This is a genomic window from Haemophilus sp. 27098_8_127 (assembly GCF_041433495.1).
Lineage (GTDB): Bacteria > Pseudomonadota > Gammaproteobacteria > Enterobacterales > Pasteurellaceae > Haemophilus_D.
The window spans coordinates 201,661-221,243 of record NZ_JAPWBP010000002.1 but is presented as its reverse complement, the minus strand read 5'-3'; the positions used below and the strand labels follow the sequence as shown (position 1 = coordinate 221,243).

At 39.8% G+C, this 19,583-nt stretch carries 18 protein-coding genes; 13 read left to right on the top strand and 5 right to left on the bottom strand.

Annotated features, from left to right (window positions below; all coding sequences use genetic code 11):
- Nucleotides 1-77: 77 nt before the first annotated feature.
- The 5 genes from leuS to O3746_RS03680 all read right to left on the bottom strand — a co-directional run bounded on the left by leuS (nucleotide 78) and on the right by O3746_RS03680 (nucleotide 5,554).
- Nucleotides 78-2,666, bottom strand: a complete 2,589-nt coding sequence (gene leuS, locus O3746_RS03700; RefSeq protein ID WP_111327727.1) for a leucine--tRNA ligase — start codon at nucleotides 2,664-2,666, stop codon at nucleotides 78-80.
- A gap of 118 nt (nucleotides 2,667-2,784) precedes the next feature.
- Nucleotides 2,785-3,072, bottom strand: a complete 288-nt coding sequence (yggU, locus tag O3746_RS03695; protein ID WP_371447871.1) for a DUF167 family protein YggU — start codon at nucleotides 3,070-3,072, stop codon at nucleotides 2,785-2,787.
- A 77-nt stretch (nucleotides 3,073-3,149) separates the two neighbouring features.
- Nucleotides 3,150-3,695, bottom strand: a complete 546-nt coding sequence (locus tag O3746_RS03690) for a YggT family protein (protein ID WP_371447809.1) — start codon at nucleotides 3,693-3,695, stop codon at nucleotides 3,150-3,152.
- Nucleotides 3,695-4,642, bottom strand: a complete 948-nt coding sequence (corA, locus tag O3746_RS03685) for a magnesium/cobalt transporter CorA (protein WP_371447808.1) — start codon at nucleotides 4,640-4,642, stop codon at nucleotides 3,695-3,697. The genes O3746_RS03690 and corA overlap by 1 nt, the downstream gene beginning before the upstream one ends.
- 312 nt (nucleotides 4,643-4,954) lie before the next feature.
- The gene (locus tag O3746_RS03680) at nucleotides 4,955-5,554 is read right to left on the bottom strand and encodes a YajG family lipoprotein (RefSeq protein WP_049358017.1); all 600 of its coding nucleotides are present in this window, start codon (nucleotides 5,552-5,554) and stop codon (nucleotides 4,955-4,957) included.
- A gap of 84 nt (nucleotides 5,555-5,638) precedes the next feature.
- On the opposite strand from O3746_RS03680, the gene O3746_RS03675 reads away from it, so the two are divergent.
- The 13 genes from O3746_RS03675 (at nucleotide 5,639) to tatA (ending at nucleotide 19,583) form a co-directional block, all read left to right on the top strand.
- Nucleotides 5,639-5,950: a BolA family transcriptional regulator gene (locus O3746_RS03675; protein WP_290991987.1), complete on the top strand. Its 312-nt coding sequence runs from the start codon at nucleotides 5,639-5,641 to the stop codon at nucleotides 5,948-5,950.
- A gap of 399 nt (nucleotides 5,951-6,349) precedes the next feature.
- Nucleotides 6,350-7,693: a Na(+)-translocating NADH-quinone reductase subunit A gene (locus O3746_RS03670; protein ID WP_371447807.1), complete on the top strand. Its 1,344-nt coding sequence runs from the start codon at nucleotides 6,350-6,352 to the stop codon at nucleotides 7,691-7,693.
- Between the two features lie 2 nt (nucleotides 7,694-7,695).
- Nucleotides 7,696-8,931, top strand: coding sequence for an NADH:ubiquinone reductase (Na(+)-transporting) subunit B (locus O3746_RS03665; protein WP_049358020.1), 1,236 nt, complete (start codon nucleotides 7,696-7,698; stop codon nucleotides 8,929-8,931).
- Nucleotides 8,924-9,715, top strand: coding sequence for a Na(+)-translocating NADH-quinone reductase subunit C (locus O3746_RS03660; RefSeq protein ID WP_005695373.1), 792 nt, complete (start codon nucleotides 8,924-8,926; stop codon nucleotides 9,713-9,715). Before O3746_RS03665 ends, O3746_RS03660 begins: the two co-directional genes overlap by 8 nt.
- Nucleotides 9,715-10,344, top strand: coding sequence for an NADH:ubiquinone reductase (Na(+)-transporting) subunit D (locus tag O3746_RS03655; protein WP_371447806.1), 630 nt, complete (start codon nucleotides 9,715-9,717; stop codon nucleotides 10,342-10,344). The genes O3746_RS03660 and O3746_RS03655 overlap by 1 nt, the downstream gene beginning before the upstream one ends.
- A gap of 3 nt (nucleotides 10,345-10,347) precedes the next feature.
- Nucleotides 10,348-10,944: an NADH:ubiquinone reductase (Na(+)-transporting) subunit E gene (gene nqrE, locus O3746_RS03650; RefSeq protein ID WP_295663062.1), complete on the top strand. Its 597-nt coding sequence runs from the start codon at nucleotides 10,348-10,350 to the stop codon at nucleotides 10,942-10,944.
- A 10-nt stretch (nucleotides 10,945-10,954) separates the two neighbouring features.
- The gene (nqrF, locus tag O3746_RS03645; RefSeq protein WP_295663064.1) at nucleotides 10,955-12,190 is read left to right on the top strand and encodes an NADH:ubiquinone reductase (Na(+)-transporting) subunit F; all 1,236 of its coding nucleotides are present in this window, start codon (nucleotides 10,955-10,957) and stop codon (nucleotides 12,188-12,190) included.
- Between the two features lie 132 nt (nucleotides 12,191-12,322).
- Nucleotides 12,323-13,363 (top strand): FAD:protein FMN transferase, encoded by a 1,041-nt coding sequence (locus O3746_RS03640; protein ID WP_371447805.1) that lies wholly within the window; start codon nucleotides 12,323-12,325, stop codon nucleotides 13,361-13,363.
- Between the two features lie 2 nt (nucleotides 13,364-13,365).
- Nucleotides 13,366-13,626, top strand: coding sequence for a (Na+)-NQR maturation NqrM (gene nqrM / locus O3746_RS03635; RefSeq protein WP_371447804.1), 261 nt, complete (start codon nucleotides 13,366-13,368; stop codon nucleotides 13,624-13,626).
- 120 nt (nucleotides 13,627-13,746) lie between these two features.
- Nucleotides 13,747-14,898, top strand: a complete 1,152-nt coding sequence (gene mnmA, locus O3746_RS03630; protein ID WP_049384595.1) for a tRNA 2-thiouridine(34) synthase MnmA — start codon at nucleotides 13,747-13,749, stop codon at nucleotides 14,896-14,898.
- 282 nt (nucleotides 14,899-15,180) lie between these two features.
- On the top strand, nucleotides 15,181-17,208 hold the full coding sequence (locus O3746_RS03625) for a BCCT family transporter (RefSeq protein WP_302130311.1): 2,028 nt from the start codon (nucleotides 15,181-15,183) through the stop codon (nucleotides 17,206-17,208).
- A gap of 64 nt (nucleotides 17,209-17,272) precedes the next feature.
- Entirely contained in the window at nucleotides 17,273-19,186 is a 1,914-nt protein-coding gene (locus tag O3746_RS03620) for a BCCT family transporter (RefSeq protein ID WP_197562736.1), read from the top strand.
- Between the two features lie 166 nt (nucleotides 19,187-19,352).
- Nucleotides 19,353-19,583 carry a twin-arginine translocase TatA/TatE family subunit gene (tatA, locus tag O3746_RS03615; protein WP_005695386.1) on the top strand — a complete coding sequence of 77 codons (231 nt, stop codon included), beginning with the start codon at nucleotides 19,353-19,355 and terminating at the stop codon, nucleotides 19,581-19,583.

The following is a 19,583-nucleotide window of genomic DNA, read 5'->3' as shown; positions in this document are numbered from 1 at the left end:
TGTAAAATTCACCGCACTTTATTTTGTTTAAGAGCTGTTTATGCAACACTTAGAATAAAATGCGGTTATTTTATGGATTATTGCGGTTTAACCACCACATTTAACAATTTACCTGGTACATAAATCACTTTCACGATTTGTGTATTGTCAGTAAATTTCTTCACATTTTCATCTGCAAATGCAACCGTTTTCACGGTTTCTTCATCCGCATCAGCTGCAACGGTGACTTTACCACGAACTTTACCGTTGACTTGAACCACGATAAGTTTTTCATCTTCGACCATCGCTGCTTCGTCAGCTTTCACCCATTCGGCATGATCAATGTTACTTTCGTTGCCTAAGGCTTTCCATAATTCAAAGCAGATATGTGGTGTGATTGGATAAAGCATACGCACGACTGCGCTTAATGCTTCTGCCATCACAGCACGATCTTGTTCACTTTCTAATGGCGCACGGGTTAATTTATTCATTAACTCCATTACTGCCGCGATAGCGGTATTGAAAGTCTGACGGCGACCAATGTCATCGCTCACTTTCGCGATCGTTTTATGCACATCACGGCGAAGCGCTTTTTGGTCTGCAGAAAGTGCGGTCACATCTAAAGCGGTTTTTGCAGGATTTTGACTGTATTCATACACCAAATTCCATACACGACCTAAGAAACGTTTTGCCCCTTCTACACCGGATTCTTGCCATTCAAGTGTCATTTCTGCAGGAGATGCGAACATCATGAAGAGACGCACAGTATCTGCACCGTATTTTTCCACCATCTCTTGTGGGTCGATACCGTTGTTTTTGGATTTCGACATTTTGGTCATACCGGTATGCACCAATTCACGGCCTTCCGGATCGGTGGCTTTGATGATACGACCTTTTTCATCACGCTCAAGAGTGACTTGCGTTGGGCTTACCCAAATACGCTCGTTAGTCGGGCTGGTGTAGTAGAACGCATCCGCTAATACCATGCCTTGGCATAATAATTTTTGAGCTGGCTCATCGCTCGTTACGAAACCTGCATCACGCAATAATTTGTGGAAGAAACGGAAGTAGAGCAAGTGCATTGTGGCGTGCTCGATACCACCGATATATTGATCCACCGGTAACCAGTAATTCGCTTCCTCTTTATCCAACATGCCTTCAGCATAGCTTGGTGAGGTGTAACGCGCGTAGTACCAAGACGATTCCATAAAGGTATCAAAGGTATCGGTTTCTTTTAATGCAGGTTCACCGTTGAAGGTGGTTTTTGCCCAGTTTGGATCGGCTTTAATTGGGCTTTTCACACCATCCATGACCACATCTTCCGGCAGAATAATCGGTAAATCTTCGATTGGTGCCGGTACGGTTTCACCGTTTGCTAAGGTGAGCATTGGAATTGGTGCACCCCAATAACGTTGACGGGAAACGCCCCAGTCACGTAAACGATAGTTAATTTGGCGTTTACCTACGCCTAATTTTTCTAATTTATCCGCGATACCGTTGAATGCGCCATTAAAGTCTAAACCATCAAACTCAGCTGAGTTAACTAATTTACCGTGTTCAACAAAAGCTTGTTTAGTTAAATCAATTTCTTCATCGGCAAGCGGTGCGATTACTTGTTTAATTGGCAAGCCATATTTTTGAGCAAATTCAAAGTCGCGTTGGTCGTGCGCTGGAACCGCCATTACCGCGCCAGTACCGTAGTGCATTAACACAAAGTTAGCGACCCAGATCGGTAATTTTTCACCGGTTAATGGATGAATGGCGAATAATCCGGTTGCCATCCCTTTTTTCTCCATGGTGGCAAGGTCTGCTTCTGCCACTTTGGCATTTTTTGCTTCACGGATGAATTCAGCCAATTGAGGATTTTTTTCTGCTGCCAATTCTGCTAATGGGTGAGCAGCTGCGATACCTAAATAGCTAACACCATAGAAAGTATCTGGACGGGTGGTATAAACTGAAACTTTTTCTGCGGTATCCGCCACATCAAACGTAATTTCCACCCCTTCAGAACGGCCAATCCAGTTACGTTGCATGGTTTTTACCATATCTGGCCATTGTGGCAGTTGGTCTAATCCACCTAGTAATTGTTCAGCGTAATCAGTGATTTTAATAAACCATTGTGGGATTTCTTTTTGCTCGACCGGAGTGTCACAACGCCAGCAGCAACCTTCGTGCACCTGTTCGTTCGCCAATACGGTTTCATCGTTCGGACACCAGTTCACAGTTGAGGTTTTTTTGTAAACTAAGCCTTTTTTATAAAGCTCGGTGAAGAACCATTGTTCCCATTTGTAGTATTCTGGACGGCAAGTCGCAATTTCTCGATCCCAGTCATAACCAAAGCCCAACATTTTGAGCTGGTTTTTCATGTATTCAATGTTTTCGTAAGTCCATTTTGCGGGCGCAGTTTTGTTTTTAATCGCAGCACCTTCAGCTGGCAAACCGAATGCATCCCAACCAATCGGTTGTAAAACATTTTTACCGTTCATACGTTGATAACGAGAAACTACATCACCGATGGTGTAGTTACGCACATGGCCCATATGTAAACGACCAGATGGGTAAGGGAACATTGAAAGGCAGTAATATTTTTCTTTAGACGTATCTTTGATTGCTTTGAAGACTTTATTTTCGGCCCAATATTGTTGAACTGAAGGCTCAATCAAATCGGGACGGTAATGTTGTTGCATAGAAAATCACCTTAAATTTTGACCGCACTTTGCGGCATATTTTGCTTTGTAAAATGTGATATAGGATAGCGTAAAACAGGGGAAATTGGTAGAAAGTGCGGTGATTTTTTTGCTGATTTTATAAGAGATTTTGAATTTCAGATGGAATTAATTTGGGCGAAGGAATCCAAACTTGTTTATGTCGGTTTAATTCACCTTTTTCAAGAACTATTGAGCTCTTAGGTACTTTGAATGCTTTACTCAAAAATTTGAGCAGATGGGCATTTGCTTGACCATCAACAGGTGGTGCCGTGATCGTGATTTTGAGTTCGTCATCATGCAATCCCACAATTTGATCTTTGCTGGCTTTGGGTTGCAGAATAATTTTAAGACGTAATCCTTCAGGCGTTTTTTCGATTGCAGATATAACTAAATTTACTCACCACATTTACAATAAGGGCTGGAAAATCCAGCCCGAAAAATAATATTATTTTTGACCGCACTTTAAGCGGCGATGGCCCATAAAACCTGGAAGTAGTCGTAAAAGAGATTATTCAAAAATAATAGAACAATGGCGATAACCATTGGTGAAAAATCAATCATACCTACGGTTGGTAAAATACGTTTAATTGGCTTCAATAGTGGCTCGGTCAGTTGATACAACGCATAGAATGCAGGATTATTACCACGATTAAACCAACTTAAAATGGCACCGGCGATTAACACATAGAAAATAGCTATACCGATATTTTTAATCAGCCCTAATACGCCCAATAGTAGGAAGTAGTTGAGATTTAATCCGCCAAATAGAACTGATTTTAATCCGCAAAGCAAGAAGACTAAAACCAGTGCAGCGGTTTCCACTTTTTTCACCACCGGAAAAATTTTACGCAATGGCGCAATAACTGGCTGGGTTAATTTCAGCGTAAATTGAGAAATGGGATTGTAATAATCCACGTTCGCTAATGGCAGCCATACGCGTAAAATTAATACTAAGCAATATAGATCGATAATCGATCCTAAAAATAACGCAGTTTGGGAAATTTCCATTATAACCAACCTTTCCGTTTGAAATAGATATAAGGTGTAAGTGCCGCACCAATCATTAAACCAATAGCCATTGGGTAGCCATATTTAAAATGAAGCTCCGGCATCAATTCGAAGTTCATCCCGTAAGTGGATGCCACGAGCGTTGCCGGTAGGAACATCACAGACACCACCGAGAAGAATTTCATGATTTTATTCTGCTCGATATTAATATAACCCATTGCCGCCTGCATTAAAAAGTTTACTTTTTGGAATAAAGACTCATTGTGCGGTTGCAAGGATTCGATATCTCGTAAGATTTCACGAGCTTGTTCTAACTGATTAGCCGGTAAACGTGTTTTACGTACTAAGAATCCCAATGCACGTTGTGTATCCATCAAACACAAACGCACTTTAGAACTGGTATCTTCTTGTTCTGTTAGGGTATTTAAGGCTTCATCGAAAGCTTCATCTTGTGTACCGTTTAGAATTACACGGCTTAATTTTTCTAAATCCGCATAAACGTTTTCGATAACATCTGCTAATTGCTCAATTTTAGTTTCAAATAAGTCGAGCAAAACTTCATACGCATTACATTCTAACAAGCGCTGACTACGGGAACGCATACGATATAAACGGAATGCGGGTAATTCACGATCACGTAGGGTAAATAAGCGTCCATCACGAATAGTAAACGCCACACTTGCGAGGTCGGCGTAGTTTTCTTCGTCTTCACAATAGAAGAATGAGTGCAAGTGCAAGCCGTCTTCGTCTTCAAAGAAACGCGCGGATGCTTCGATGTCTTCTAATTCGAGGAATGAGGCGAGACTTTGTCCTAAGCCTTCTTGCAACATTTCACGTTCTTCCCCTGTCGGCTCCAGTAAATCTAACCAAATGGCAGAACTGAGATCGGCTGGTTCGTCATCAATACGAAGCAAGCGGGAATCGTTAATGGTAAAAGCGTTAATCATTGGTCATACTCCTTTTGGGATTATGAAGATCCAACTGTGAACAAAAAAAGATCAAACGAAATTGGCACTAGAGAAAAGTGCGGTTAAATTTTTGTATGTTTTAAAAATGAGTTTCGTTCGATAAAAGATGCCGAAGAAAGGTAAATTGATTACCAGCGAACTCTCGCTGATAAGAGGCGAGAGTCTAAAGCGATATTCGGTATCGACTATGACTGTCCAAAGTGTGTGTCCTTCTCGTTAAAAAATCGGGCGAATGTTACGCTTGAAAGGCGCTTTCGTCAAGTATTATTGAAAAGGACACGGCACTTTTAATTAATTAGTATATTGATTAATTGCGTTAGTAACTTCTTGATCTTGATAAATATTATTAACAATATCTTTGAAGGTTTCGCCTAACACTTTTTGAATTTCATCATTGCTCGCATTAAATGCACCAGATTGTGAACGGGTTGCATTAAAGGTTTTATTGTATTGTCCGCGTGGACCTTGTACATAAACAACTGCTTGAATTTTGCTGTTTAAGGTATAACGTAAATTACCTTGCTCAACTTTAGCGTTGAATTCTTTTACATCAACAGTTACGCCAGCATTTGCATTATTCGCTTGTCCGATACGGAAACCTTTGCTAACTAAATTTTGTTGCATCACTTGTTGAAAAAGTTGAGTAACGCTTGGTGAGGCGTTTAATTTAATCAGCTCTCCTGATTTAGTATAAGTTGCAATTTCTTGTTGTGGACGAGAATCGCGAGTATTAACTGTTACCACTGCTGATTGGTTAATATTCATTGATGCAGTTGGTGATTGAGGGGTAAAAGTTAAGGTATTAGATTGCGCTTGGCAACCCGCTAAAAATAATGTCGCAGCGGCCAGCGTCATTGTTGATAATGCTTTGATTTTGTTTGTTACTTTCATAATTTCCTCATTGAATTAGGTTAATTTGTGTTATTCTTACAAACTTAACGCTGAATGTATAGCAAAAAGTTAGGGAGTTTATTTATGTCAAAACAGCAAGAATTATTAGAGAGAATTCAGGCCGAATTTCAACCGCACTTTGCCACCGTGGAAAATGAAAGCCATATGCACAGTTCCGGTCGCGGGTCTGATTCTCATTTTAAATTAGTGATTGTCAGCGATGCTTTTGAAGGCATGCGCAAGGTGCAACGCCACCAAAAACTTTATCAACTTTTTGCCGATGATTTAAAAAATGGTATTCACGCATTAGCGCTTCATCTTTATACAAAAAGCGAATGGGAGAGCCTAGGTGAAGCATTTCCAAAATCACCAAATTGTTTTGGTGTTGGACAGTAAGTATTTCCTTACGTTCCCTGTATTCCATTTCAATAATAAGAGAGAAGGCAAGAGGCTTTCTCTCTTTTTATTTTAACGTGAATTTATTTTTAACTCCTAATGAGTGTTACTCTAAAAACTTCACAAATATTTCACAAAAAGTATCGGCTAAAAGTAGAAAAAAAGCCCATTTTCCGCTAGAATGAAGCGCTTTTAATTTTCGAATTTCAATTTCTGGATGTGTAAGTAATCCCTTACTCGTCGAGGAATTAAACAGATTTGAGTTTTTAAATTTATGTGTCAGTTAATAACGCTTTGATCTTAAAAGTGTTTTCTGTCACGCTCAATCGCGAGATTGCTTTTAGAGTGTATGCTTTAATCGCAATCGTGTTTTTAACCTAGAAAAGTAGTGCAAACAGTATGATTACAATCAAAAAAGGCTTGGATCTTCCTATTGCAGGAAAACCAGCACAAGTAATCCATAGCGGTAACGCTGTGAATCAGGTTGCGATTCTTGGTGAAGAGTATGTGGGTATGCGTCCTTCTATGAAGGTACGTGAAGGCGATGTTGTGAAAAAAGGCCAAGTGCTTTTTGAAGACAAGAAAAACCCTGGAGTGGTTTTCACAGCCCCTGCGAGCGGTACTATCACTGTAATTAATCGTGGCGAAAAACGTGTATTACAATCTGTGGTCATTGATGTGCAAGGTAACGATCAAGTTACTTTCGCTAAATATAACGCAGGTGAGCTCAATACGCTTTCTTCTGAACAAGTTAAACAAAACCTCGTTGAATCCGGTTTGTGGACAGCGTTCCGCACCCGTCCGTTCAGCAAAGTGCCTGCCTTAGATGCAGAACCTTCTTCTCTGTTTGTAAATGCGATGGATACTAATCCTTTGGCAGCAAATCCAGAGGTGGTGTTAAAAGAGCATTGGCAAGATTTTATTGACGGTTTAACAGTATTAAGTCGTCTATTCCCAAATAAACCATTAAATCTATGTAAAGCGGGTGATAGCAATATTCCAACCGTGGATTTAGCTAACCTAAAAGTACATGATTTTGGCGGTGTTCATCCTGCAGGCTTAGTGGGTACACATATCCACTTTATCGATCCGGTTGGTGTTCATAAAACCGTATGGCACATCAATTACCAAGATGTGATTGCTGTAGGTAAATTATTCACTACGGGCGAACTTTATGTTGAGCGCGTTGTTTCTCTTGCTGGTCCGCAAGTGAAAGAGCCTCGTCTAGTTCGTACCGTAATCGGTGCTAACCTTTCTCAATTAACGGCAGGTGAGTTAAAAGATGGTAATAACCGTGTGATTTCTGGTTCTGTGCTTTGTGGTCAAACCGCAAAAGACGCTCACGACTATTTAGGTCGTTATGCATTACAAGTTTCTGTGATTGCAGAAGGTAATGAGAAAGAGTTCTTAGGCTGGATCACTCCACAATCGAACAAATATTCGATTACCCGTACCGTATTGGGTCACTTCGGTAAGAAATTATTCAACTTCACTACCGCAGAAAATGGTGGTGAGCGTGCAATGGTACCAATCGGTAGCTATGAGCGCGTGATGCCGTTGGATATTTTACCGACATTATTATTACGTGATTTAATCGTGGGTGATACCGATGGTTCACAAGCGTTAGGTTGTCTTGAATTAGACGAAGAAGACTTAGCATTATGTTCTTTCGTTTGCCCGGGCAAATATGAATACGGTTCAATCTTGCGTCAAGTATTAGATAAGATTGAGAAGGAAGGTTAAAAATGGGTTTAAAAAATCTTTTTGAAAAAATGGAACCCGCGTTTTTACCAGGCGGTAAATACAGCAAGCTTTATCCGATCTTTGAATCGATTTATACCTTGCTTTACACACCTGGTACGGTAACGCACAAAAACACACACGTTCGTGATGCGTTAGACTCAAAACGTATGATGATTACGGTTTTCCTTGCGTTGTTCCCTGCGATTTTCTACGGGATGTACAATGTGGGTAACCAAGCGATCCCCGCTTTAAATCAATTAGGCAATTTAGATCAATTGATTGCTAACGATTGGCACTATGCGCTTGCAAGTTCATTAGGTTTAGACTTAACCAATAATGCAACTTGGGGTTCAAAAATGGCATTAGGGGCGATCTTCTTCTTACCAATTTACTTAGTGGTGTTCACCGTTTGTACAATTTGGGAATTATTGTTCTCAGTGGTGCGTGGTCATGAAGTAAATGAAGGGATGTTCGTTTCAACCATTTTATTTGCGTTAATCGTTCCACCAACATTGCCATTATGGCAAGCGGCACTCGGTATCAGCTTTGGTATCGTGGTAGCGAAAGAAATCTTCGGTGGTGTAGGTCGTAACTTTATGAACCCTGCGCTTGCTGGTCGTGCATTCTTATTCTTTGCTTATCCGGCTCAAATTTCCGGTGACTTAGTATGGACTGCTGCAGATGGTTTCTCTGGTGCAACCGCACTTTCACAATGGTCTCAAGGTGGTCAAGCGGCATTACAACACACTGTAACCGGTCAACCTATTACTTGGATGGATGCATTCATCGGTAATATTCCTGGTTCAATGGGTGAGGTTTCAACGCTTGCGTTATTAATCGGTGGTGCGTTAATTGTATTCACCCGTATTGCTTCTTGGCGCATTATGGCTGGTGTTATGATCGGTATGATTGGTACAGCAACCTTATTCAACTTAATCGGTTCTGATTCTAACCAAATGTTCTCAATGCCTTGGCATTGGCACTTTGTATTAGGTGGTTTTGCACTTGGTATGATCTTCATGGCTACAGACCCTGTATCTGCTTCATTTACCAACACAGGTAAATGGTGGTACGGTGCGTTAATTGGCGTGATGGCGGTATTAATTCGTACAGTGAACCCAGCTTATCCAGAAGGGATGATGTTAGCGATTTTATTTGCAAACTTATTTGCACCAATTTTCGACTACATCGTGGTTCAAGCAAATATCAAACGTCGGAGAGCAAGAACAAATGGCTAAATTTAATAAAGATAGCGTTAGCGGTACAGTTACCGTTGTTGTGTTGCTAAGTTTAGTGTGTTCTATCGTGGTTTCTGGTGCTGCAGTAGCATTAAAATCCAAACAAGATGAACAAAAAGCACTCGACGTTCAACGTAACATTTTAACTGTTGCTGGCTTAATGAAAGAAGATAATGCATCAGTAATTAAAGACACTTACAGCAAATTTATTGAACCACGTTTAGTTGATTTGCAAAGTGGTGATTACGTTCAAGCTTCAGCAGAAGAAATTAATAAATTTGAACCTAAAGATGCCGTTAAAGATCCCGCTAAAAGCCAAGCTATCCCAGCTGAGGCTGATAAAGCAGGAATTAAGGTTCGTGCAAACCAAGCGCGTGTTTATCTTGTAAAAGATGAACAAGGCAATGTAACCCAAGTGGTATTACCAATGTATGGCCGTGGTTTATGGTCAACCATGTATGGTTTTGTTTCTGTTGCACCAGATGCGAATACCATCAAAGGTATTACTTACTATGATCAAGGTGAAACAGCTGGTCTTGGGGGCGAAATTGCGAACCCACGTTGGCAAGCACAGTTCGTTGATAAAAAATTATTCGATGAACAAGGTAACCAAAAATTCAAAATCTATAAAGGTAGCTCTGCTGCAGATAAAGAGCACGGTGTAGATGGTTTATCAGGTGCAACTTTAACCAGTAACGGTGTTCAAGGTTCATTTGATTATTGGTTCAGCCAAAATGGCTTTGGTCCATTCTTAGCGAAATTTAAAGCAGGAGAAATCAAATAATGGCTGATGCAAAAGTAAGTTTAAAAGGTCTTTTATTAGATCCTATTGCTAAAAATAACCCGATTGCCTTGCAAATTTTGGGTATCTGTTCTGCATTAGCGGTAACAACCCAATTACAAACAGCTATCGTTATGGCGATTGCGGTAAGTTTGGTAACCGGTTTTTCCAGTTTGTTCATTTCATTGATTCGTAACTATATTCCAAATAGTATCCGTATCATTGTGCAACTGGCGATTATCGCGTCTTTAGTAATCTTGGTTGACCAAGTATTAAAAGCTTATGCTTATGGTTTATCTAAACAGCTCTCTGTATTCGTCGGTCTTATCATTACAAACTGTATCGTAATGGGCCGTGCAGAGGCGTTCGCGATGAAATCACCTCCGCTAGAAAGCTTTGTTGACGGTATCGGTAACGGTTTAGGTTATGGTGCGATCTTATTAATTGTTGCAACATTACGTGAACTAATCGGTTCTGGTCGTTTATTTGGTTTCCCTGTATTCCAAACAATTCAAGACGGTGGTTGGTATCAACCAAACGGTTTATTCCTTCTTGCACCAAGTGCGTTCTTTATTATCGGCTTCGTTATTTGGGGCTTAAGAACGTGGAAACCTGAGCAACAGGAGAAATAATCAATGGAACATTATATTAGCCTATTCGTGAAGGCGATCTTCATTGAAAACATGGCGCTCTCTTTCTTCTTAGGTATGTGTACTTTCCTTGCGGTTTCTAAGAAAGTTTCCACGGCGTTTGGCCTTGGTGTTGCAGTAGTCGTCGTACTTGGTATTGCGGTACCCGCTAACCAATTTGTATACGAACACGTATTAAAAGATGGCGCATTGGTAGAAGGTGTGAGCCTTGAGTTCTTAAACTTCATTACCTTTATCGGGATTATCGCGGGTCTTGTTCAATTACTTGAAATGACCTTAGATAAATTCTTCCCTGCACTTTATAACGCATTAGGTATCTTCCTTCCGCTTATCGCCGTAAACTGTGCGATCTTCGGTGGTGTATCTTTTGCCGTGCAACGTGAATACAACTTCGCTGAAGCAGCAGTTTATGGTATCGGCGCGGGTATAGGTTGGATGTTAGCAATCGTTGCGCTTGCAGGTTTAACCGAAAAAATGAAATATGCCGATGTACCGGCAGGCTTAAAAGGATTAGGGATTACCTTTATCACTGCGGGCTTGATGGCGCTTGGCTTTATGTCATTCTCTGGTATTCAGTTATAAGGAGGCATAAATGAGCGAATCTTCAATTTTATTATTAGGTGTTGCGGCATTTACGGTTATCCTTTTAGTGCTCGTTGCGATTATTTTATTCGCTAAATCAAAATTAGTGGATTCTGGTGATATCACCATTTCTATTAATGACGATCCTGAAAAAGCGATCACTTTACCAGCTGGTGGTAAATTACTTGGTGCTTTAGCAAGTAAAGGTATCTTCGTTTCTTCTGCGTGTGGTGGTGGCGGTTCTTGTGGCCAATGTGTCGTCAAAGTAAAAAGCGGTGGTGGTGAAATTTTACCAACCGAACTTTCTCATATCAGCAAACGTGAAGCGAAAGAAGGTTATCGTTTAGCTTGCCAAGTCAATGTAAAAGGCAGTATGGATGTTGAATTGCCAGAAGAAATCTTCGGTGTGAAAAAATGGGAATGTACTGTTATTTCTAATGATAACAAAGCAACCTTTATTAAAGAGCTTAAATTAGCGATTCCTGAAGGTGAAGAAGTTCCTTTCCGTGCGGGTGGTTATATCCAAATCGAAGCTGATCCACATACGGTTTACTATAAAGATTTCGATATTCCAGAAGAATACCACGAAGATTGGGACAAATACGATTTATGGCGTTATGTGTCTAAAGTGGATGAGCATATTATCCGTGCTTACTCAATGGCTTCATACCCAGAAGAGAAAGGCATCATTATGCTTAACGTGCGTATTGCAACGCCTCCACCACGTCAACCTGATGCACCTCCAGGTCAAATGTCTTCTTACATTTGGTCATTAAAACCAGGTGATAAAGTGACAATTTCAGGTCCATTCGGGGAATTCTTTGCGAAAGAAACCGACAACGAAATGGTCTTCATCGGTGGTGGTGCGGGTATGGCGCCAATGCGTTCTCATATCTTTGACCAATTAAAACGTTTACACTCTAAACGTAAAATGTCATTCTGGTATGGTGCACGTTCTAAACGTGAAATGTTCTATGTGGAAGATTTTGATCAGCTTCAAGCAGAAAATCCGAACTTTACATGGCATGTGGCATTATCTGATCCGTTACCAGAAGATAACTGGACAGGTTACACCGGCTTTATTCACAACGTACTTTATGAAAACTACTTGAAAAATCATGAAGCACCAGAAGATTGTGAATACTATATGTGTGGACCTCCGGTGATGAACGCTGCGGTAATCAAAATGTTGAAAGACCTCGGTGTTGAAGATGAAAACATCTTATTAGATGACTTCGGTGGTTGATTTTAGTTAACCAAAACATCATTAAAACTGACCGCACTTTGTGATGAAGTGCGGTCAATATTTAAGATGGATTACAGGCAAGCTGATGGAAGAGTCGGTTTGCCTGTAATTCATATATTTAGGAAGGAATAGATGAAAAAAGTATTAAGCGGATTGATTGCTGTAGTCCTAGCTTGTTCATTAAGTGCATGTAAGAAAGATCCCGAAATTATTTCACTTAGTGGTAAAACCATGGGAACCACTTACCATATCCGTTATATTGAGGATGATTCTGTTAGCGAAAACGCACAAAAAACACATGAACAAATTGAAGTGGTTTTAAAAGACGTGAATCAGAAAATGTCCACTTACATTAAGGATTCCGAATTAAGTCGCTTTAATCAAAATACACAAGTGAATACACCAATTGAAATATCTGCTGACTTTGCCAAAGTATTACAAGAAGCAATCCGTTTAAATCAGGTTACTGAAGGTTCATTGGATGTGACTGTAGGGCCTGTAGTGAATTTATGGGGATTTGGCCCAGAAAAACGTCCAGAACGTAAACCAACCCCAGAACAACTTGCTGAACGTCAAAGTTGGGTAGGAATTGATAAAATTCACCTTGATATGAGCGGTAAAACCCCAACATTAAGTAAAGCAGTACCGCAGGTTTATATTGATTTGTCATCTATTGCTAAGGGCTTTGGCGTGGATCAAGTGGCAGATGTATTAGAGCAACACCACGTGCAAAATTATATGGTGGAAATTGGCGGGGAAATTCGTGCTAAAGGTAAAAATCCTGAGAATAAAGCCTGGCAAATCGCCATTGAAAAACCTAATAATACGGGGGAAAGAGCAGTTCAAGAAGTGATAGGTTTAAATAATATGGCGATGGCCACTTCAGGCGATTACCGTATTTATTTTGAGGAAAATGGCCAACGTTTTGCTCATGAAATTGACCCGAAAACCGGCTATCCAATTCAGCATCATTTAGCCTCAATTACCGTACTTGGATCAAGCTCAATGACTGCTGATGGCTTATCTACAGGTTTATTTGTACTCGGTGAAAAGAAAGCACTTGAAGTGGCCGAGAAAGAAAATATTCCCGTGTATTTAATTATGAAAACAGAAAAAGGCTTTGAAACGAAAATGTCGTCAGCCTTCCAAAAATTACTCGCAAATAAGGAATAATCATGCAAACGTTATTTTTTACTCTATTAGCTTTTGTGGCAATTATCGTATTGATGTCAGTAGGCTTTATCTTTAAAAAACAAGCTTTAAAAGGAAGCTGTGGAGGCCTTTCCTCACTCGGTATTGCCAAAGCTTGTGACTGTGATAAACCGTGCGATACTTTGCAAGAAAAATTAGATGCTGGCGATGAAAATGCTAAAGCTGAATATGAACAAAAATTTGCGAAGAAAGACAATGATTCGCAATTTTATGAAGTGAAATAATTCACACAAAATCAACCGCACTTTGTGCAATAACCTTAATTTATGGGGCGGAAGTCATTCCGCTATGTTTCAATCATTATCACCAATGTGCTTCGCCTTAACCGAAGTTACGGGAGACTTATGTTAACTTCAAATACTTATAATCAACATTTCGCACCCTTGAGTGCAGAACAACTTGCCGAAAATGCCACTAAAAAGGTTATTTGCGGTATGTCTGGTGGGGTAGACTCCTCCGTTTCTGCGTTTATTCTTCAGCAGCAAGGCTACCAAGTGGAAGGCCTTTTTATGAAAAACTGGGAAGAAGATGACGATACCGATTATTGTACAGCAGCAGCGGATCTTGCTGATGCTCAGGCAGTATGCGACAAACTAGGTATTAAGCTACATAAAATCAATTTTGCGGCGGAATATTGGGATAACGTGTTTGAACATTTCTTAACAGAATACAAAGCCGGTCGTACGCCAAACCCGGATATTTTATGCAATAAAGAAATTAAATTTAAAGCTTTCTTGGAATATGCAGCAGAAGATTTAGGTGCTAATTATATTGCTACCGGCCATTATGTGCGTCGTCGTGGTGCAGATAATCAAGCAGAGCTATTGCGCGGCTTAGATAGCAACAAAGACCAAAGCTATTTCCTTTACACGTTGAGTAAACATCAGGTAGGTCAAAGCCTTTTCCCTGTAGGTGAAATCGAAAAGCCAATCGTGCGTGCTATTGCGGAAGATTTAGGTTTAATTACCGCGAAGAAAAAAGATTCCACAGGGATTTGTTTTATCGGTGAGCGTAAGTTTAAAGATTTCTTAGCACGTTATTTGCCTGCACAACCGGGCGATATCCGTACTGTAGATGGCGAGATTATTGGACGCCATGAAGGCTTGATGTATCACACACTCGGACAGCGTAAAGGGCTGGGGATTGGTGGATTAAAAAATGCTGGTGATGAAGCTTGGTATGTGGTCGATAAAGATGTCGAAAACAATGAATTGATTGTTGCGCAAGGGCATGATCATCCGCGCTTGTTCTCCAAAGGCTTGATTGCTAAACAATTGCACTGGGTCAATCGTGAAGCAGTGCGTGAAGCATTCCGTTGCACGGTGAAAACTCGCTATCGTCAAACGGATATTGCTTGTTTGGTTGAGCCGATTGATGATGACTGTATTCGAGTGATTTTTGATGAACCTCAGGCTGCGGTTACGCCGGGTCAATCTGCCGTGTTTTACCTAGATGAAGTCTGCTTGGGTGGCGGCATTATCGAAGAACGAATTTAATCAATATTGAATAAAGAGCGGTCAGAAATTTAGAGATTTTCTGACCGCACTTTTTCTTTCATGATTTTTCAATTTTAGGCAATTTGAAAAAATATTGATATTTTGATAATATATATTTCGTAATTGGAAACAATCCACTCAAATTCTACTGAGCGTTTCCTTCAAAATCGCACTTCTCCGTGCTATCATTTGCGATGGTTCCATCTCACCATTTAGGGCTTAAGGCCTTATTTTATTTAATCTGATTTTATTTTTATTCACTTAATTTTTAAGGGGGAAGCGTTGTCTTTATCTAAATTTATGGAAAAGCAAACGTCGTTCAATCCTTTAGTGATTGGTGCAACGTTATTTTTTGTGGTGTTGCTTGTCGCGATGATTTTAATCGCACCTGAACAAACACAAACTTTATTAAATGCTGCTAAATCGGGCATTTTTGCCAACTTTAGTTGGTTTTACGTATTAGCATTCTCAGTATTTTTGGGCTTTTTAGTCATTTTATCAGTCAGTAGCCTAGGTAATATCAAATTAGGCAATGATGAAGAAGAGCCTGAATTTGGTTTTCTGTCTTGGTTGGCGATGTTATTTGCTGCCGGTATGGGGGTAGGGTTGATGTTCTTTGGTGTAGCAGAACCATTGACGCATTACTTATCTGATATTACCACAGGCAGCGCAGAGCATAAGCAACAAGAAGCCTTGTTACACACCTTATTCCACTGGGGAATTCATGCCTGGGCGGTGTATGGCACGATTGCGTTGGCATTGGCTTACTTTGGATTCCGTTACAAATTACCTTTGGCATTACGTTCTTGTTTCTATCCGTTATTGAAAGAGCGTATTAATGGCAAGTTAGGCGATCTTATCGACATTATGGCGTTACTTGCCACCTTATTTGGTGTTATCACAACATTAGGTTTTGGTGCATCACAATTGGGTGCAGGCTTACATCAATTAGGCTGGATTAGCGAAAATAGCTTCAGCTTGCAAATTGTTGTGATTGCTGTGGTAATGAGTTTAGCCACATTTTCCGCGATTTCTGGTGTAGGGAAAGGGGTGAAAATTTTAAGTGAGCTGAATTTAACATTAGCTTTCTGTTTGTTAATTTTCGTATTAGTGGCGGGGCCAACACTTTATTTGTTATCAGCGTTCAGCGACAACATCGGAACTTATCTCAGCAACTTAGTACAATTAAGCTTCAAAACCTATGTTTATGAACAAGAACATACTAGCTGGTTTAGCGGTTGGACAATTCTGTATTGGGCATGGTGGTGTTCTTGGGCGCCATTTGTAGGTTTATTTATTGCGCGAATCTCGAAAGGGCGTACCATTCGCGAATTTATTTTCGGTGTGTTGGTGATTCCTAGCATGTTCGGCATCTTGTGGTTTACCGTATTTGGTAATACGGCCATTTGGTTGAATGATGGGGAAGCTGCAGGTACGTTAGGACAAATGATCTCCTCGCCTGAAACGTTGCTCTTTAAATTCTTAGATTATTTACCGCTTTCTGGTGTGACCGGTTTAGTGAGTTTGGTGGTGATTTCTTTATTCTTTATCACCTCGGCAGACTCCGGTATTTATGTATTAAATAACATTGCATCACGCGATAAAAGCCTTGTAGCACCTCGTTGGCAGGCCGTAATGTGGGGTGTATTAATGTCAGTCGTCGCGATTGTTTTAATGCAATCGGGTGGTTTGGCAAACCTGCAGGCAATGACTTTGTTGGTAGCATTACCTTTTGCGATGTTGATGTTGCTGATGTGCTTTAGTTTATGGAAAGGCTTGAGTGCGGATAAAAAATATTTTGATACCAAAGTTAATCCAACCAGTATTTTCTGGACGGGGGATAAGTGGAAAGAACGTTTGGAACAAATGATGAACCAAACGCAAGAAAAAGATATTTTACGTTTCCTTAAACATACGGTTTTACCGGCTATGCGTGAATTACGTCAAGAGTTGATTGGCAAATATGACTTAAGCGTACAAATTAACACGTTATTTGATCAAGATGAACCTGCAGTCGAGTTAGTCATTCAGAAAGATTTGATGCGAGACTTTATGTATGGGGTGAAATCTGTCGGTCGTGAGGTGTCAGAGCAATTAATTAATGACGATAACTTGCCACATATCCAGCATAGTATGACTTATGAACCATACACTTACTTCTTTGATGGTCGAGTGGGTTATGATGTGCAATATATGGATCAAGATGAATTAATTGCCGATATGTTGAAACATTATGAACGTTACTTAAGTTTGCTAGACGATGTGGGTCAAGAATTGATGGCACACGAGCAAACAGAACTGGCTGAATAATAAGACTAAAGTGCGGTTGGAAATCCTCTAAATTTTTAACCGCACTTTTTATCTTAAAACAAATATGAAGATACAAAATACTTTCAAAGCAAATGTTATTTGGGGCAGTTTAGGTTTTAGTTTAGCGATTATTGCAGCCCTTTTATTTGATACGCAGCAAACGATATCTTATCTTGCTGCGGCGAAAGCATTTATTTTCTCTCAATTTAGCTGGTTTTATATTTTACTGAGTGCATTTTTTCTGTTCTTTTTACTTTTCTTGGCGTTAGGACGATACGGCGATATTAAACTCGGGAGTGATGAGGAAGAACCAGAGTTTAAATTAGGCTCTTGGATTGCGTTACTTTTTACCTCTGGAATTGGTATTGGCATTGTTTTTCTTGGTGTTGCTGAACCGCTTTCACATTTTCTTTCACCAATAGGTGAATATGAGAAAGTTAGAACGGCATTATTTTTTAGTATTTTTCATTGGAGCATCAGTGCTTGGGCTATTTATGGATTAATTGCACTTACGATTGCGTACTTCGGATTTCGCTATAAATTACCGTTTTCTTTACGCTCTTGTTTTTATCCCTTACTGAAAGAAAAGATTGATGGAAAAGTGGGGGATGTCATTGATATTCTCGGGATTTGTACCACCTTATTTGGCGTAGTTGCAACCTTAGGTTACAGTGCGATTCGGTTGGCGGCTGCCTTCCATTCAATGCATTTATTGGATAACTCACCGTATTTGGTTCCCCTTATTTTAGTGAGTGTTTTTATCATTGCTATCTTAATTTCACTGCAGGGTATCGCCAACGGGTTCCGTATTCTTAGTGAGCTAAATCTAGGCGTTACCTTTCTCTTTATGTTACTGGTTTTGTTATTCGGTCCGACAATATATTTAATTTCTGCTTTTACGGAAAATATTGGTACCTACTTAAGCGGTTTAATTAGAGTCGGCTTCAAGGCTTATGCCTATGATGTAGAACATTTAGACTGGTTTATGGATTGGACAGTTTTTTACTGGGCATGGTGGTTTTCGTGGGCGCCTGGCTTTGGAATTTTTATCGCACGGATTTCTCGCGGACGAACTTTACGGGAGTTTATTTTCGGCGTATTGATGGTGCCAAGTTTATTCTTTGTTTTATGGTTCACAGTATTTGGAAATGGGGCCATTTGGGTTAATGAACATCTTGCTGAGGGGGCATTAGGTCAAGCTGTAAATAATGTGGGGTCACTCCTTTTTGATTTTCTGAGTTATTTACCCTATTCCGGGTTAACTAAAACGTTAGCTTTATTTATTATCACACTCTTTTTTATCGTCACCATTAACTTTGGTATTTATACGCTTAATAATATTGCGATTGAAGACAAAAGCCAGGTTTCACCTCGTTGGCAATCTATGTTCTGGGGAGGACTATTGTCAGCAGTTACGTTTGTGCTTTATCTTTTTGGCGGTATTGAAATACTTCAATCAACGATGTTGTTTTTTTCTTTACCTTTTGCTCTATTGATGTCTTTGATGGCATGGAGTTTGTTGAAGGGCTTACGATTTGAACGTCAATATTATTCCACAGAGGTTTCAGATTTGTGGACAGGTGCAAACTGGCGTAGCCGTTTAAGACAGTTAGTGATTGAACCTAAGCGAGATGATGCCATTTTACATTTAAAAACAACGGCACTTTTGGCAATGAGAGAGTTGCGCCAGTTACTCATTGGTACCTATGGTTTAAATGTGACCTTACAGCAACATTTTGGTCGTGATAATAATCAACTGGTTCTTTCTATTGAAAATGGATTAGCAGAAGATTTTTTTTACCAAATTACCTTGTTCGAGAAGCCTGAGCCTGCACAAGTTCATCATGCATTAATGGTTTCAACCAATATTCAATTGGAAGGTTATCCTTTGAGTATTACAAATGAAGAGGATTTGATTGTAGACATCTTGCAATGTTATGAGCGATACATGAAAGAACTGGATTTTGTTATTTCATAATTCCTGTCTCATGAGTAAACAGAACTGGCTGAATAATAAGACTAAAGTGCGGTTAAAAATCCTCTAATTTTTTTGACCGCACTTTTAAAATTACCTCTTGAGACAAATGCATAAAAAGAGTATATTCAAGCCCAAATTTTCAATTTAATTCTAACGGAGTTTTTCTATGTTTGGTTTATCCCCAGCACAAATGATTATTTTATTAGTCGTGATTTTATTAGTATTCGGTACCAAAAAATTACGCAATGCGGGATCTGATCTTGGCGCAGCAGTAAAAGGCTTTAAAAAAGCGATGTCTGATGACGAGCCGAAAAAAGATGCTGAGTTTACTCAAATTAAAGACGGTACAACCACTGCTGAAAAAACTGAAACTGTAAAAGATAAAGAACAGGCATAA

Coding starts and splice junctions, on each gene's coding strand:
- leuS (WP_111327727.1), bottom strand. CDS start 2,666: ATGCAACAACATTACCGTCCCGATTTGATTGAGCCTTCAGTTCAACAA.
- O3746_RS03690 (WP_371447809.1), bottom strand. CDS start 3,695: ATGGAAATTTCCCAAACTGCGTTATTTTTAGGATCGATTATCGATCTA.
- corA (WP_371447808.1), bottom strand. CDS start 4,642: ATGATTAACGCTTTTACCATTAACGATTCCCGCTTGCTTCGTATTGAT.
- O3746_RS03680 (WP_049358017.1), bottom strand. CDS start 5,554: ATGAAAGTAACAAACAAAATCAAAGCATTATCAACAATGACGCTGGCC.
- O3746_RS03675 (WP_290991987.1), top strand. CDS start 5,639: ATGTCAAAACAGCAAGAATTATTAGAGAGAATTCAGGCCGAATTTCAA.
- O3746_RS03670 (WP_371447807.1), top strand. CDS start 6,350: ATGATTACAATCAAAAAAGGCTTGGATCTTCCTATTGCAGGAAAACCA.
- O3746_RS03665 (WP_049358020.1), top strand. CDS start 7,696: ATGGGTTTAAAAAATCTTTTTGAAAAAATGGAACCCGCGTTTTTACCA.
- O3746_RS03660 (WP_005695373.1), top strand. CDS start 8,924: ATGGCTAAATTTAATAAAGATAGCGTTAGCGGTACAGTTACCGTTGTT.
- O3746_RS03655 (WP_371447806.1), top strand. CDS start 9,715: ATGGCTGATGCAAAAGTAAGTTTAAAAGGTCTTTTATTAGATCCTATT.
- nqrE (WP_295663062.1), top strand. CDS start 10,348: ATGGAACATTATATTAGCCTATTCGTGAAGGCGATCTTCATTGAAAAC.
- nqrF (WP_295663064.1), top strand. CDS start 10,955: ATGAGCGAATCTTCAATTTTATTATTAGGTGTTGCGGCATTTACGGTT.
- O3746_RS03640 (WP_371447805.1), top strand. CDS start 12,323: ATGAAAAAAGTATTAAGCGGATTGATTGCTGTAGTCCTAGCTTGTTCA.
- nqrM (WP_371447804.1), top strand. CDS start 13,366: ATGCAAACGTTATTTTTTACTCTATTAGCTTTTGTGGCAATTATCGTA.
- mnmA (WP_049384595.1), top strand. CDS start 13,747: ATGTTAACTTCAAATACTTATAATCAACATTTCGCACCCTTGAGTGCA.
- O3746_RS03620 (WP_197562736.1), top strand. CDS start 17,273: ATGAAGATACAAAATACTTTCAAAGCAAATGTTATTTGGGGCAGTTTA.
- tatA (WP_005695386.1), top strand. CDS start 19,353: ATGTTTGGTTTATCCCCAGCACAAATGATTATTTTATTAGTCGTGATT.